Raw genomic sequence first — 15408 nt, forward strand, 5'->3', positions numbered from 1 at the left:
ACTGGGCGGTTAACAACTTGTGTCAGTTGGCCAGCGGCTTGTACGTGCCGACCGTGATCTCCCCCGTCAGCTCGGCCGTGACGGTCTGCAGACCGGTCGGCTGACCCTTCACATAAGTGATCAGAGTGACCTCGCCCGGACGCCGCAGGGTGTACCCGAGGGCGAACGCGTACGCCGCTCCGCCGGTCGTCCCGTTGGTGAAGGTGGTGACCGCTTTGCCGCCGAGGATCTTGGTGTCCGGCCCCACCTGGCGATGCAGGTGACCGGACAGCAGCAGCGACGCACAGCCACGATTGGCCGTGTCCTGGAAGGACGCCGGATCGTGGACGACGAAGGTCGAGATCCGCTTGTCCTCGGGCTGCTCACAGGCGACGTCGGCAAGGCGCTTCGACTGCTCCACCGTCGTTTCGTCGCCAGGCGTGTCCGCGCTGCCGAGACCGGTCTTGGTCGGGTCGCTGTCACCGAGGAACCGGATCCCCTCGACCTCGACCGGCTTGCTGTCGAGCACGGTGAACTTGTTCTTCCGCATCGCGTCCTCGATGTGCCCGCCGGCGTCGTGGTTGCCCGCGACCGCGACCACCTTGAGATCCTTGAAGTGCTGAGCGAGCGAGTTGATGCTGAACACCTCCCACGCCTGCCCCGAGGACGAGTCGTCCCCTGCGTCGATCAGTACCTTCGCCCCGGCGACCTTGGCGACCTCGGCCGCGAACGGGTCCATCCCGATGTTGTCGTGCCGGTCCGACACGAGTAGCGCGACCGTCTCCCCCTCGGCCGGCTGGTGGATCCGGCCGCCGACCCGGCTGACGCGATCGCGGAGCTGACCGTAGAACTCGGTCGACCGCTCGTACGTCTCGACCGCCGTACGGATCACCCCGACCCCGCCGGTGGTGGAGAAGCCCGAGGCGACCTCCACGTTCTTCAGCCGATCGTCGAAGGACAGCTCGGGGAGCAGCTTGGAGAGTGGTTGCCAGGTGGTCGGCGCCGCCTCGGGGGTGCGCATCGCGGCCGGGCCGAAGATCGACGCGATCGTGGTCAGCATGGCGACCAGTACGACGATCGCGCGGTGCTGCACCCGGCGCTCGGAGTTGTGCAAGGCCGCCCAGAGCTCCCGCCGTCGGCGGGGGCCGACCATCGCCCAGGTGGTGGCGACGACGACGGCCACCAGCAGGCCTGAGCCGGCGCCGGCGACCGCGTTGTCGACGGCCATCTCGCGGACCACCTGGCGGATCCGGGCGATCTCACCGTCGGGCTGGGAGGCGATCAGGGCGTCGCGGTTGAGCAGCTCGGTCAGGTTGTCGGCGTCGGTTTCCTGGATGTCGATGTTGAGACCGAGGTCCGCGGGCAGATCGGTCTGCAGGCGGAGGCGTGGCAGGACGGCGCCGAGGTCGAGGGTGGCGTGGTTGTCGAAGGTCGGCGACACGTTGGCGGCGTGTGCGCCGATGGTGACGCGTTCGGAGTCGTTGGCGAAGCCGAGCAGGCCGATCGACACCGACACCACCAGCCAGAGCAGCACCAGCGCGGCCCATGGCGCCGCTTTGCGGAGCCGGGCCTTCGTCACCAGCCGTCGAAACACGGTCCCCAACCTATTGCCCAAGTTCAAACACCGCACGACACCCACGCCGTTTCAGGGGTCAACCCCTGAGATGGTGGGTTGCCTGGCCAGAATCTGGCGAGGCAACCCACCATCTGCGGGGTTAACCCCTCAGATGTGTCAGACCACCAGGGGGCGGGCTGTGGGTGGGATGGGGGTGGGGAGGGTGGAGGAGCCGGTGAGGTGGGTGTCCACGCCGGCGGCGCAGGAGCGGCCTTCGGCGATGGCCCAGACGATCAGGGACTGGCCGCGGCCGGCGTCGCCGCAGGCGAAGACGCCCTCGACCGAGGTCTGGTACGACTTGTCGCGCTTCACGTTGCCGCGCTCATCCAGTTCGACGCCCAGCTGCTCCAGGAAGCCCTCACGCTCCGGGCCGAGGAAGCCCATTGCGAGCAGGACGAGCTGGGCCGGGATGGTGCGCTCACTGCCCGGTACCGGGGTGAAGCGACCCTCGACGAGCTCGACCTCGACCAGGTCCAGACCAGAAACGTTGCCGTCGGCATCCGCCACGAAGTTGTTGGTGGAGACCGCGTAGACGCGCTCGCCGCCCTCCTCGTGGGCCGAGGCGACCCGGTAGATCATCGGGTACGTCGGCCAGGGCTGCCCCTCCGGCCGCTCGTCCGACGGCCGCGGCATGATCTCCACCTGGGTGACGCTGCGGGCACCCTGGCGGTGCGCGGTACCGAGGCAGTCGGCCCCCGTGTCGCCACCACCGATGATCACCACGTCTTTGCCAGTGGCAACGATCTGGTCCTCGACCGTCTCCCCCAGCGCGACCTTGTTGGCCTGCGGCAGGTACTCCATCGCCTGGTGGATGCCGCCGAACTCGCGTCCCGGTACCGGCAGATCGCGCGCCGCCGTCGCACCGGTGGCGATCACGACCGCGTCGTACCGCTGCTTGAGCTGCGTCCCGGTGACGTCGACGCCGACGTTGACGCCGGAGCGGAAGACGGTGCCCTCTTCCTTCATCTGCTGGATCCGGCGCTCGACCTGCACCTTCTCCATCTTGAACTCGGGGATGCCGAACCGCAGCAGCCCACCCGGCGCCGAGGCGCGTTCGTAGACGGCGACGGTGTGACCCGCCCGGGTCAGCTGCTGAGCCACAGCCAGACCGGCCGGCCCGGAGCCGACGACCGCGATCGTCTTGCCGGTCAGCCATTCCGGCGGCTGGGGCCGGACGTCGCCGGACTCCCAGGCCTTGTCGATGATCGCGACCTCGACGTTCTTGATCGTGACCGGCTCCTGGTTGATGCCCAGCACGCAGGCCGGCTCACAGGGAGCCGGGCACAGCCGCCCGGTGAACTCCGGGAAGTTGTTGGTCGCGTGCAGCCGCTCGATCGCGCCGGTCCAGTCGTCGCGCCAGACCAGGTCGTTCCACTCCGGGATCAGGTTGCCCAGCGGGCAGCCGGAGTGGCAGAACGGGATGCCGCAGTCCATGCAGCGGCCCGCCTGCTTGGTGATGATCGGCAGCAGCGCCTTGCCGGGCCCACCGGGGTAGACCTCTTTCCAGTCCTGCTTGCGTTCCTCGACCGGGCGGCGGTCGGCGACCTCGCGCGGGGTGGTCAGGAATCCCTTCGGGTCAGCCATCAGATGGCCTCCATCATCGCTCGCGTGGTGGCGTCCTCGTCCAGCCCGTCGCGTTCGGCAGCCGCCTTGGCTGCCAGTACGCGGGCGTAGTCACGAGGCATCACCGTGGTGAAGCGGGCAGCCGAGGCGGTCCAGTCGCCGAGCAGCTTTTCCGCCCGCTCCGAACCGGTCTCCTCGTGGTGCCTGCGGACCAGGTCGTGCAACAGCTCGGACTCCGCCTCGGTGAGCGGGAGCAGGTCGACCAGCTCCGGGTTCACCAGCGCGGGGTCCAGATCCAGCACGTGGGCCACGCCGCCCGACATGCCCGCCGCGAAGTTCCGGCCGGTGGCGCCGATGACGACGACGCGACCACCCGTCATGTACTCGCAGGCGTGGTCGCCGACCGCTTCGACGACCGCGGTGGCACCGGAGTTCCGGACACAGAACCGTTGCCCTGCGCCACCGTTGATGAACAGCTCACCGGACGTCGCGCCGTAGGCGATCACGTTGCCGGCGATGATCTGGTCGGCCGCGTCGAACCGCGCCTCGCGGTCCGGGCGGATCACCACCCGTCCACCGGACAGGCCCTTGCCGACGTAGTCGTTGGCGTCGCCCTCCAGCCGGAGCGTGACACCACGCGGCACGAAGGCCGCGAACGAGTTGCCGGCCGACCCGGTGAAGGTCAGGTCGATCGTGCCGTCGGGCAGTCCGGCCGCGCGGTACTTCTTGGTGATCGCGTTGCCGAGCATGGTGCCGACGGTCCGGTTCACGTTCCGGATCGCCAGCTGCGCGCGGACCGGCTCGCCGTTGTCGATGGCCGGCGCACAGATCCGGATCAGCTCGTTGTCGAGCGCCTTGTCGAGCCCGTGGTCCTGGGTGACGGTCTGGTGCCGCGAAGCACCCTCCGGCAACGAGGGCACGTGCAGGATCGGCGACAGGTCGAGCCCGTCGGCCTTCCAGTGGTCGACCGCGCGCTTGATGTCCAGTACTTCGGCATGCCCGATCGCCTCGTCGAGCGTGCGGAAGCCGAGCTCGGCCAGGTACTCCCGGACCTCCTCCGCGATGAACTCGAAGAAGTTGACGACGAACTCCGGCTTGCCCGCGAAGCGCTCACGCAGTACCGGGTTCTGCGTCGCGACGCCGACCGGACAGGTGTCCAGGTGGCAGACGCGCATCATGATGCAGCCCGAGACGACCAGCGGAGCCGTGGCGAACCCGTACTCCTCCGCGCCGAGCAGTGCCGCGACGACCACGTCCCGGCCGGTCTTGAGCTGGCCATCGGTCTGTACGACGATCCGGTCGCGCAACCCGTTGAGCAGCAGCGTCTGCTGCGTCTCGGCCAAGCCGAGCTCCCAAGGCCCACCAGCGTGCTTCAGCGAGGTCAGCGGAGCCGCACCGGTACCACCGTCGTGCCCGGAGATCAGTACGACGTCCGCGTGCGCCTTGCTCACGCCGGCCGCGATGGTGCCGACGCCGACCTCGGAGACCAGCTTCACGTGGACCCGGGCCAGCGGGTTCGCGTTCTTCAGGTCGTGGATCAGCTGGGCCAGGTCCTCGATCGAGTAGATGTCGTGGTGCGGCGGCGGCGAGATCAGCCCGACGCCCGGCGTGGAGTGCCGGGTGCTGGCGACCCACGGGTACACCTTGTGTCCCGGCAGCTGGCCGCCTTCGCCGGGCTTCGCGCCCTGCGCCATCTTGATCTGGATGTCGTCGGAGTTCGTCAGGTACTCCGAGGTGACGCCGAAGCGCCCCGACGCGACCTGCTTGATCGAGCTCCGCCGGGCCGGATCGTGCAGCCGGTCGGAGTCCTCGCCGCCCTCACCGGTGTTCGACTTGCCGCCGAGCTGGTTCATCGCGATCGCGAGCGTGGTGTGCGCCTCGGCGCTGATCGAGCCGTAGCTCATCGCACCGGTGGAGAACCTGCGCACGATCTCGGAGACCGGCTCGACCTCGTCGATCGGGATCGGTCCGCGGTCGGACTTGAAGCCGAACAGCCCGCGCAGCGTCATCAGCCGCTCCGACTGCTCGTCGACGCGGGCCGTGTACTGCTTGAAGATGTCGTACCGGCCCGTGCGGGTCGAGTGCTGCAACCGGAACACGGTCTCCGGGTCGAACAGGTGCGGCTCACCCTCACGCCGCCACTGGTACTCGCCACCGACGTCGAGCTTGCGGTGGGCGCTGAGGATGCCGTCGGCCGGGTACGCCCGCAGGTGCCGGCGCCTGACCTCCTCGGCGATGACATCGAGACCGATGCCACCGAGCTTGGACGAAGTACCGGTGAAGTACTCATCGACCAGGTCCGGGGACAGGCCGTTGGCCTCGAAGATCTGCGCGCCCGTGTACGACGCGACGGTGGAGACGCCCATCTTGGACATCACCTTGAGCACGCCCTTGCCCAGCGACTTCACCAGGTTGCGGACGGCCTGCTCGGGCTCGATGCCGGGCAGGTACGTGCCACGGCGGCAGAGGTCCTCGACGGACTCCAGCGCCAGGTACGGGTTGACGCCGGCGGCGCCGTAGCCCATCAGCAGGGCGACGTGGTGCACCTCGCGGACGTCACCGGCCTCGACGACCAGCCCGACCTGCGTACGGGTCTTCTCCCTCACCAGGTGGTGATGAACCGCGGCGGTCAGCAGCAGCGACGGGATCGGCGCGTTCTCGGCGTTCGAGTGGCGGTCGGACAGGACCAGGATGCGGGCGCCCTGGGCGATCGCCGCGTCGGCTTCGGCGCAGATCTCGTCGAGCCGGGCCTTGAGCGACGAGCCGCCGCCCTCGACCTCGTAGTGACCGCGCAACACGGTCGTCGCGAGGCCGGGCAGGTCACCGTCCAGGTTGATGTGGCGGAGCTTGGCCAGCTCGTCGTTGGTGAGCACCGGGAAGGGCAGCACCACCTGACGGCAGGACGCAGGACCCGGGTTGAGCAGGTTCGCCTCCGGCCCCAGGGACGAGGACAGCGAGGTGACGAGCTCCTCGCGGATCGCGTCCAGCGGCGGGTTGGTGACCTGCGCGAACAGCTGCGCGAAGTAGTCGAACAGCAGCCGCGGCCGGTCGCTCAGGACGGCGATCGGGGTGTCGGTACCCATCGAGCCGATCGGCTCGGCACCCGACTTGGCCATCGGGGTGAGCAGGATGCGCAGCTCCTCCTCGGTGTACCCGAAGACCTGCTGGCGGCGGGTGACCGAGGCGTGGCTGTGGACGACGTGCTCGCGCTCGTGCAGGTCCTCGAACCGGATCAGGCCGGCGTGCAGCCATTCGTCGTACGGGTTCTCGCCGGCCAGCGCCGACTTCACCTCGTTGTCGGTGATGATCCGGTGGCCCTCGACGTCGACCAGGAAGATCTTGCCCGGCTCGAGCCGGCCCTTCTGGACCACGGTCGCCGGGTCGATGTCGAGGACGCCGGCCTCGGAGGCCAGCACGACGAGTCCTTCGTCGGTGACCCAGTACCGCGAGGGGCGCAGGCCGTTGCGGTCGAGGACCGCGCCGACCTTCGTACCGTCGGAGAAGACGACCGAGGCCGGTCCGTCCCACGGCTCCATCAGGGTCGAGTGGAACTCGTAGAACGCGCGGCGCTTGGGATCCATCGTGGTGGCGTTCTCCCACGCCTCCGGGATCATCATCAGCATCGCGTGCGGCAGCGAGCGGCCGCCGAGGTGGAGGAGCTCCAGGACCTCGTCGAACGAGGCGGAGTCGGAGGCTCCCGGAGTACATATCGGGTAGAGCTGCTCCAGGTCGCCCGGGATCAGGTCGCTGGCGAGCAGCGCCTCGCGGGCCCGCATCCAGTTCCGGTTGCCCTGCACGGTGTTGATCTCGCCGTTGTGAGCGATGTACCGGTACGGGTGGGCCAGCGGCCAGGACGGGAACGTGTTGGTGGAGAACCGGCTGTGCACGACACCGATCGCCGAGGCGAGGTCGGGGTCGGTCAGCTCGGGGAAGAACTTGTCGAGCTGGTCGGTGGTCAGCATCCCCTTGTAGGTGATGGTGCGACCCGACAACGACGGGAAGTAGGTCTCCGTCTCCTTCTCGGCGCGCTTGCGCAGCCGGAACGCCATCCGCTCCAGCGCCAGGCCGAGCACGCGACCGGCCTTGGCCGCCACGAACAGCTGGCGGAACACGGGCATCACCGAACGCGCGGTGGCGCCCAGCAGGTCCGGGGTGGTCGGCATCTCGCGCCAGCCCAGAACGGTCAGGTTCTCCTCGGCCGCCAGCTCCTCGATCCGGGCGATCGCCTTGGAGGCGTCGTCGGGATCCTGCGGGAGGAAGGCGATACCGGTCGCGTAGCTGCGGGCGACCGGCAGCTCGAAGTCGCACACCTTGCGGTAGTACGCGTCCGGGATCTGGATCAGGATGCCGGCGCCGTCGCCGGAGTCCGGCTCGGCACCCGAAGCACCACGATGCTCGAGGTTGCGCAGGGCGGTCAAAGCCTTGGCCACGATGTCGTGGCTCGGTTCACCAGTCAGGGTTGCGACGAAGGCGACACCACACGCGTCGTGCTCGTGGCGTCCGTCGTACAGACCCTCGCTGGGGAATGGGGGGCGACCATACATTCAGGGGCTCCCGTCGTCCTACGGTCAACTGCTGGCCGCGGGACAACATTGGCCCAAGCCGGGAGTCCCGAGACTACCTCATGACGCCCATCAGGTGGACTGCCATTCCACCGTCGGAGCGCCTTTCACAGTCCACAATCACACCGAGTAAGCAAGCGCTCACTCCGCTTTCTCCCCATGGTGACATCATCCGGGTGAACAGGAGGGGTGAATTGCCTGTACTGGTGGTAGATCTAGTCGGATGCAGTGGAAGCCGGAGGCCGACTGGGTTGCCCTCACCGCGGGGACGGGGGTGTCCAACGGTGGGGTCTGGCTGACGCCTGACGGGATGGTGGTCAAGCGGTTGTTGCCGGGGGTCGGGCGGGTGGATCACTACGCGTACTGGCGGCGGCAGGCTGAGGTGGCTGGTAGTGGGGTGGTTGAGGGGACCGTGGGGTTGCGGGGGCCCCGGTGTGTGAAGGTGGAGAGCGATCCGGGTGGGGTGGCCGTTTGGAGTGCGGCGGTCGAGGGGGTGGAGATTGCGCCGGCGGAGTTGGCGGCGGCGGTGGGGCGGTTCGGGCTGAATCAGTTCGAGCGGGCGGAGTGGTTTGCTCGGGGGATTTTGCGGGATCGGTTGGCGGGCGATGAGCGGGACGCCGGGTGGGCGCGGCTCGTGTTCGAGGATCGGTTGCCGGCTGGGCTTCGGCGGGACTGTGGGGTGTTGTGGGAGCGCCGGGACGGGTTGATGGACGAGCTCGATCGGTTGCCGCAGCAGGTGGTGCATGGGGACGCGCATCCGGTGAATCTGATCGGGCGCGAGGGGGACGACGTGGTGGCGGTCGACTGGGAACAGTTCGGGGTGGGGCCGTTGGGGTTCGATCTCGGGTATCTGGTGGCGTCCACCGAGGCGGCGATCGATGGGTTGGTGGCGGCGTACCAGAGCGGGAGTCAGGAACGCTGGCCGAACAACGCGGTACGGCGTGGGGCGGTGCTGACCGCGGCGATCACGGTGGTCGCGCGGGCGGCTTGGTCGCTCTCGCAGGATGATCCGGGTGATCATGTCGAGCGGCTGTGCCGGTTGGATCAGGTGGTCGCGGAGGCTGCTCGCCAGGCTTTGTAGAACGCCGGGTAGCTCGGGTACCTGGTGGTGACGGCTTCCTGCAGTACGGCGTACTGGGCGTTGGAGCCCTTGAAGGCCGGGCGGTCGAGGGTGCCGTCGGCGAGGAAGATCAGCGCGGAGCGGGCCATCACGAAAGCGGTCGTGCGATCGTCGATCGGGGCGCCGAGCGAGAGCTCCTCGGGCGCCATGAACCGGGACGAGCCGAACATCCGTCCCATGTCGTTGCGGTAGGCACCGAGTTGGTAGTCGTCGAGGTCCATCGCGGTGAGCTGGCGGGTACCGAAGTCGTAGAGCAGCGAGCCGTCGTAGAAGTCGCCTTCGACCCATCCTTGCGTGGTGAGCAGGTCGTGCAGGTCGAAGAGCTGGTCGAGCGCGGCGGTGAGTTGGTCGACGGGCAGGGCGCGGAAGCGCTGGAACGCGCTGGTGGGGTTGTCCTGGCGGGTGCCGAGGTGTTCGCCATCGCGCCATTCGTAGGCCAGCAGCGGACCGGCGGGCGACTCGATCAGGCCGTGGTACTCCGGTAACAGCGGATGTACGACCGCCTCGGCCAGGCGGGCCGCGTTGCGCAGGCCGGCTTCGCGTCGCTCGAACTTGGAGAACGGCTCGGGGTCGGCCGGGTCGCCGGCTGTTTTGAGGAAGTACCGCTGGCCTGCGACCTGTACGCCGTACGAGACGTTGCCCGAGTCCTGGGTGTCGGCGCCGAAGCGCGCGAACACCTCGCCGAATCGGTGGACGAAGACTTCTGGCCGCTCATCGATCGCCGCAGGAAACACCCACGCGACACTAGCCGATACCGGGACCGACCAGGGTGCCGACGCCGTAGGTGAGGGCTGCCGCGGCGCCGCCTAGGAGGAGTTGGCGGAGGCCTGAGTACCACCAGGAGCGGGAGGTGACTCGGCTGACTACCGCGCCGCAGATGAAGAGGGCGGTGAGGGACATGATCAGGGCTGGGATTACTGAGTTGGCGCCCAGGAGGTACGGGAGGAGTGGGATCAGGGCGCCTACGGCGAAGCAGATGAAGGACGAGGACGCGGCGACGACCGGTGAGGGAAGGTCGTTGGGGTCGATGCCCAGTTCTTCGCGGACGTGTTCTTCGAGTGCCTGGTCCGGGTTGATGTGGAACTGCCTGGCTACCTGGTCCGCGAGATCCGGGTCGAGGCCTTTTTGCTGGTAGGTCTCGGAGAGTTCGCGTTCCTCGGCTGCGGGGTGGCGCTGGATCTCTCGGCGTTCTACGTCGATCTCGGCTCTGGCCAGCTCGCGTTGGGAGGCTACTGAGGTGTACTCCCCCGCGGCCATCGAGAAGGCGCCGGCTGCCAGGCCGGCCAGTCCGGCGAGGACGATGAACTTGGAGCCGCTGTCGGTACCGCCGTCCATGCCGGCGATGAGGGCGAAGTTGGAGACCAGGCCGTCCATGGCGCCGAAGACGGCTGGCCGGAGCCACCCACCGGTGACGTCCCGGTGGGTGTGGTCGCCGGCGTGTTCGGCGGAGATCTCAGTCACGAGGTCCTTCAGCGTCGACCTTCGTCACCGGGCTGTGAGGTCCCGTTTCCTCGATCACCTTCGACTCGGTGGTCGCAGAGGTGTCCGCGTCCGTGGAGTTGTCCGCGTGGGTCGGGTTTGCCTCGACCGCCGGGGACAAGCCCGGTGCAGGTTCGTCGGCGGCGGAGGTGGTGGACGTTGAGCCGTCCGCCTCAGTTGAAGCGGTGGTGGAGGTGTCCGGCGAGGCTGCGGTCGCCGGGGTGTCCGCGTCTGCGATGTCGGTGGTCTCGGCCGTGGTGGCGGACAGGGTGGAGATGTCCTCCTGGCCGGGCTTGAGGCGGGCGCTGAGGATGAAGAAGACTACCGCCAGGACGAACATGATCATCGAGGTCCACACGTTGAGGCGGAGGCCGGCGAACTCGTTGACCGTGTCGATGCGGAGGTTCTCGATCCAGGCGCGGCCGGCGGTGTAGCCGGCGACGTACAGGGCGAAGGCTCGGCCGTGGCCCAGTTTGAAGCGGCGGTCGATCAGGATGACGAGGGCGATGACGCCCAGGTTCCAGATGGCTTCGTACAGGAACGTGGGGTGGAAGGTGCCGAAGTCTGCGAAGCCGGGTGGGCGGTGGCCGGGGTCGATCTCGAGGCCCCACCAGTGGTTGGTCGGGCGGCCGAAGAGTTCCTGGTTGAAGTAGTTGCCGAAGCGGCCGATCACCTGGGCCAGCGCGATCCCCGGCGCCATCACGTCGGCGACCGCCAGGAACGGCACCTTGTGGCGGCGGCAGGCGATCCAGGCGCCGAGGCAGCCGAAGCCGACCGCGCCCCAGATGCCGAGCCCACCGTGCCAGATCTTCAGCGCGTCGATTGGGTGCTTGCCCTCACCGAAGTACAGCTCGGCGTCGGTGATCACGTGGTAGATCCGCGCCCCGACCAGGCCGAACGGGACCGCCCACATGATGATGTCGGCGAGCACCTCCGGCGAGCCGCCGCGGGCGACCCAGCGCCGGCGGCCCAGCCAGTAGCCGGCGAAGATGCCGATCAGGATGCAGATGGCGTACGCACGCAGCGGCAGCGGGCCGAGGTGCCAGACGCCCTGGCTGGGACTGGGGATGAACGCCGGGATGATCACGGCGGGCACGAGACTAGACATGGCAGTCGGACCCTACTCGACCCGCCCCGATCGCGACCACCAACCCCGTGGTCACGATCGGGAGACGGAGCGTCAGCTGATACCGCTGATGGCGGCCTTGAGGCCGTCGACGGTGAGTTGGTCACCCTGCAGCATCTTGTCGTTCACGAACACGGTGGGGGTGCCTTCCACCTTGCGGTCGTTCGACGTCTTGTTGATCGACTCCAGCCAGCCCGCATAGCTGTTGTCCTTGATCGCGGCCTCGAACTTGGCGTCGTCGATGCCGAGCTTCTTGCCGAGCTCGATCAGCTGGTCGTTCGTCCACGCCTTGGTGAAGTCGGCGTAGATCTCGTCGGCGTAGCTCAGCGCCTTGCCGCTCGCGGCGGCCGCGGCGAACGCGTTGGCCAGCCGGGGCGAGGCGCCGGGGTTCACGAACTTCAGCGGGTAGTACGTGAGCGTGATCGTGCCGTCCTCGACCAGCTGGTCCAGTACCGGCCCGGTCTCCTTCTCGAACTCGGCGCAGTGCGGGCAGCGGAAGTCCAGGAAAAGGTCCACGTTGGTCGTCGCGCTGTCCTTGCCGACCCTCACACCCTCACCGGTCGTACCAGGGCCGGTCAGTACGGCCGGCTCGGTCCGTCCGTTCGAGGTCACGTCGACCGACGAGTGCTTGCGCCAGTAGTCGACCCCGACGGCCGCGACGATTGCCAGCACCACCACGCCGACCACGACGATCAGCCCGACCGGCACCCGGCGCTTCTGCGGCTCCACCACCAACGGGCTGGCTGGCCTCTTCTTGCTGTTGGTCACGACGCGACGACTCCTGTCGAGGGTTCCGATTCGAGCGCGAACCTGCTGAGCGGGTTCAGGTACAGCCACCCCGCCACCACCAGCAGACCCACATCCCGCAGGATCTCCTGCAGGTACTTCGTATCGCCGGGCGCGACCTGACCGCCACCGCCGAAGCAGCCGCAGTCGATCGCCAGCCCACGGGCCCAGGCCGACGACACCGCGGCGATGAACAACACCATGAAGACGCCGGCCGCCACCGCCGCAGGCCGGACACCGTAGCCGACGATCAGCAGCAGCCCGATCCCGATCTCCAGGAACGGCAACAGCAGCCCCACCACCCCGTCGAACCCCTGCGGCAACAGCTCGTACGCCCGGACCGCCTGCGTCGCAGCCTCCGGATCGGTCACCTTCAGCGCGCCTGCGACCAGCATCACCCCGCCCAGCAGCAGCCGCGCGGCCAGCGACACCCACAGCTTCACTGGTTGTCCTCCACCAGCTTGCCGAAGTCGTGCGCCAGATCACCGATCGCCGCGTTCGACAGCCACAGCACCCCGGCCTTGTCGTTCTTGCCGAAGCCGAGCACCTGCGCGCCGTGGCCGACCTCGTACCCACCCGAGGGCAGCTTCTGCATCCCCTCGACCGGTACGCCGACCGCCTTCGCGATGTCCTTGATCGAGTCCAGCTGACCGGTCAGACCGATGAACGACGGATCGAACCGGTCCAGGTACTTCCGGATCACCGGCCCCGTGTCGCGCGCCGGGTCGGTGGTGATGAACAGCAACTGCACCTGGTCGCGGACCGATTCGTCGAGCTTGGTCAGCGCCGAGGCCACGTCGGCCATCACCGTCGGGCACACGTCCGGACAGTTGGTGTACCCGAAGAAGATCAGCGTGACCGGCTTCTTCGTCGAGGTGACCAGGTTGAAGTCGTTGCCCGACGTGTCGGTCAGCACCTTGGCCGGCAGCGCGTACGGCCGGTCCAGCGTTGCCCCCCGCAACCCGCTCGGATCACCTGCCGGGGTGCGGATGATCGCCCCGCCGGGGTTGTCGGCCGTCTGCTTCTGTCCGCCGCTGCAGCCCACAAGGGCAAGCAGAGCCACCGCGGCGAAGAAAACAGCCGCGTTCCTGGTTCGACTCACAGGCGGTTCAACGATCAACAGGCTTGCGTGGTTCCCGCCGGACTCCCTCAGCGAGATCTTCGGTCAGAGCCCGTACGCCGGCCGGGCCGCCCGCGTCCAGCGCCTTCACGAAGGCCGAGCCGACGATCACCGCGTCCGCGTACTCCGCGATGGCGGCGGCCTGGTCCCCGTTCGAGACGCCGAGCCCGACGCCGACCGGCAACCCGGTCGCCGCCTTCGTCCGGGCGACCAAGGGCGCCGCCAGGTCGGAGGTCTGGTCGCGGGCCCCAGTGACGCCCATCACGGCCGTCGCGTACACGAACCCCCGGCAGTTGCCGGTCGTCATCGCGATCCGCGCGTCCGTCGACGACGGCGAGACCAGGAACACCTTGTCCAATTCGTTCTTGTCGGCCGCCGCGATCCACTCGGCGCCCTCGTCGGGGACCAGGTCGGGCGTGATCAGGCCCGCTCCCCCGGCCGCCTTGAAGTCGACGGCGAACCGGTCCACGCCGTACCGCTCGATCGGGTTCCAGTACGTCATCACGAGCACCGGGACGTCGGAGTACGCAGCGAGCTTCTCGACCGTGGAAAGGACGTCGCGGATCCTCAGCCCACCGGCCAGCGCGGCCTCGGCGGCCCGCTGGATCGTGACGCCGTCCATCACCGGGTCGGTGTACGGCAGGCCGATCTCGAGCACGTCGGCGCCGCCGTCGACGAGCGCCTTGATCGCGTCGACGCCACCGTCGATGCTCGGGTACCCGGCCGGCAGGTAGCCGACCAGCGCCGCCCGGCCCTCGTCGTTGGCCTTCCGGATCGCCGCACCGGCGTTGCCCAAGGCAACCAGGTCGCTCATGCCTTGCCGTCCCCGTCGATCAGGCCGAAGTACGTGCCGGCCGTGTCCATGTCCTTGTCACCGCGTCCCGACAGGCAGACCAGGTAGGTCGCGTCGGGGCCGAGCTCCTTGACGATCTCGAGCGTGCCCGCGATCGCGTGCGCCGACTCGATCGCCGGGATGATGCCCTCGGTGCGGGCGAGCAGCCGGAACGACTCCATCGCGTCCGCGTCCGACACCGGCCGGTACGACGCTCGCCCGGTCTCCGCCAGCCACGAGTGCTCCGGACCGACACCGGGGTAGTCCAGCCCGGCCGAGATCGAATGCGACTCGATCGTCTGGCCGTCCTCGTCCTGCAACAGGTAGGACCGCGCGCCATGCAATACGCCGACCTGCCCGGCGGTGATCGTCGCCGCGTGCCGACCGGTCTCGTACCCGTCGCCACCGGCCTCGATGCCGTACAGCTTCACGTCCGCGTCGGGCACGAACGCCGCGAACAGGCCGATCGCGTTCGACCCGCCGCCGACGCAGGCGACCGCCGCGTCGGGCAGCCGGCCGAGCAGCTCGAGCGACTGCGCCCGGGCCTCGTCGCCGATACCGCGGACGAAGTCACGGACCATCGCGGGGAACGGGTGGCCGCCGGCCGCCGTACCGAGCAGGTAGTGGGTGTTGTCGACGCTGGAGACCCAGTCGCGCAGGGCCTCGTTGATCGCGTCCTTGAGCGTGCGGCTGCCGGTCTTGACCGGGATCACCTCGGCGCCGAGCAGCTTCATCCGGGCGACGTTCAGCGCCTGGCGCTCGGTGTCGACCTCGCCCATGTAGACGACGCACTCGAGGTCCAGGTAGGCACACGCGGTCGCCGTGGCGACACCGTGCTGGCCGGCGCCGGTCTCGGCGATCACGCGGGTCTTGCCCATCCGCTTGGTGAGCAGCGCCTGGCCGAGCACGTTGCGGATCTTGTGGGCGCCGGTGTGGTTGAGGTCCTCGCGCTTGAGCAGGATCCGGGCGCCGGCCACCTCGGACAGCCGGGTGGCGTCGTACAGCAGGCTCGGCACGCCGGCGTACTCGCGCAGCATCCGGCCGAACTCACCGGTGAACTCCGGGTCGGCCATCGCTTCCTGCCAGGCGACCGTCAGCTCGTCGAGCGGCGCGATCAGCGCCTCCGGCATGAACCTGCCGCCGAAGCGGCCGAAGTGCCCGAGCTGATCAGGCAACACAGCAGTCATTGCTAGCCTCCAGAGATGAGTTTCCCCTGCCTGGGCAGG

At 68.6% G+C, this 15408-nt stretch carries 12 protein-coding genes; 1 reads left to right on the forward strand and 11 read right to left on the reverse strand.

Features of this window, described 5'->3' with window-relative positions; all coding sequences use genetic code 11:
- Positions 1-22: 22 nt before the first annotated feature.
- From ABD768_RS05040 to gltB, 3 genes are all read right to left on the reverse strand, one after another.
- Positions 23-1573, reverse strand: coding sequence for a metallophosphoesterase family protein (locus tag ABD768_RS05040; protein ID WP_344837796.1), 1551 nt, complete (start codon positions 1571-1573; stop codon positions 23-25).
- A gap of 138 nt (positions 1574-1711) precedes the next feature.
- Positions 1712-3178 (reverse strand): glutamate synthase subunit beta, encoded by a 1467-nt coding sequence (locus ABD768_RS05045; RefSeq protein ID WP_344837799.1) that lies wholly within the window; start codon positions 3176-3178, stop codon positions 1712-1714.
- The gene (gene gltB, locus ABD768_RS05050; protein WP_344837802.1) at positions 3178-7701 is read right to left on the reverse strand and encodes a glutamate synthase large subunit; all 4524 of its coding nucleotides are present in this window, start codon (positions 7699-7701) and stop codon (positions 3178-3180) included. The genes ABD768_RS05045 and gltB overlap by 1 nt, the downstream gene beginning before the upstream one ends.
- A 241-nt stretch (positions 7702-7942) precedes the next feature.
- Here gltB and ABD768_RS05055 point away from each other — a divergent pair, with 241 nt between their 5' ends.
- Positions 7943-8800 (forward strand): phosphotransferase family protein, encoded by an 858-nt coding sequence (locus ABD768_RS05055; protein WP_344837804.1) that lies wholly within the window; start codon positions 7943-7945, stop codon positions 8798-8800.
- On the opposite strand, the gene ABD768_RS05060 is transcribed toward ABD768_RS05055, so the two are convergent.
- The 8 genes from ABD768_RS05060 to trpB form a co-directional block, all read right to left on the reverse strand.
- A complete protein-coding gene (locus tag ABD768_RS05060; RefSeq protein WP_343977755.1) occupies positions 8764-9573 on the reverse strand; it encodes a hypothetical protein in 810 nt (269 codons plus the stop codon). The two genes, ABD768_RS05055 and ABD768_RS05060, sit on opposite strands and share 37 nt — an antisense overlap.
- A 10-nt stretch (positions 9574-9583) precedes the next feature.
- Entirely contained in the window at positions 9584-10300 is a 717-nt protein-coding gene (locus tag ABD768_RS05065; RefSeq protein ID WP_343977752.1) for a VIT1/CCC1 transporter family protein, read from the reverse strand.
- The gene (gene lgt / locus ABD768_RS05070; protein WP_344837809.1) at positions 10293-11426 is read right to left on the reverse strand and encodes a prolipoprotein diacylglyceryl transferase; all 1134 of its coding nucleotides are present in this window, start codon (positions 11424-11426) and stop codon (positions 10293-10295) included. Before lgt ends, ABD768_RS05065 begins: the two co-directional genes overlap by 8 nt.
- 72 nt (positions 11427-11498) lie before the next feature.
- On the reverse strand, positions 11499-12212 hold the full coding sequence (locus ABD768_RS05075; protein ID WP_344837812.1) for a DsbA family protein: 714 nt from the start codon (positions 12210-12212) through the stop codon (positions 11499-11501).
- The gene (locus tag ABD768_RS05080) at positions 12209-12673 is read right to left on the reverse strand and encodes a MauE/DoxX family redox-associated membrane protein (protein WP_344837814.1); all 465 of its coding nucleotides are present in this window, start codon (positions 12671-12673) and stop codon (positions 12209-12211) included. Before ABD768_RS05080 ends, ABD768_RS05075 begins: the two co-directional genes overlap by 4 nt.
- Complete coding sequence (locus ABD768_RS05085; RefSeq protein ID WP_343977742.1) at positions 12670-13332, reverse strand: SCO family protein; 663 nt, start codon at positions 13330-13332, stop codon at positions 12670-12672. The genes ABD768_RS05080 and ABD768_RS05085 overlap by 4 nt, the downstream gene beginning before the upstream one ends.
- A 7-nt stretch (positions 13333-13339) precedes the next feature.
- The gene (gene trpA / locus ABD768_RS05090; protein ID WP_343977739.1) at positions 13340-14164 is read right to left on the reverse strand and encodes a tryptophan synthase subunit alpha; all 825 of its coding nucleotides are present in this window, start codon (positions 14162-14164) and stop codon (positions 13340-13342) included.
- A complete protein-coding gene (gene trpB / locus ABD768_RS05095) occupies positions 14161-15369 on the reverse strand; it encodes a tryptophan synthase subunit beta (protein WP_344837817.1) in 1209 nt (402 codons plus the stop codon). The genes trpA and trpB overlap by 4 nt, the downstream gene beginning before the upstream one ends.
- Positions 15370-15408 lie beyond the last annotated feature (39 nt).

The organism is Kribbella ginsengisoli (genome assembly GCF_039537185.1).
GTDB classification, from domain to species: domain Bacteria; phylum Actinomycetota; class Actinomycetes; order Propionibacteriales; family Kribbellaceae; genus Kribbella; species Kribbella koreensis.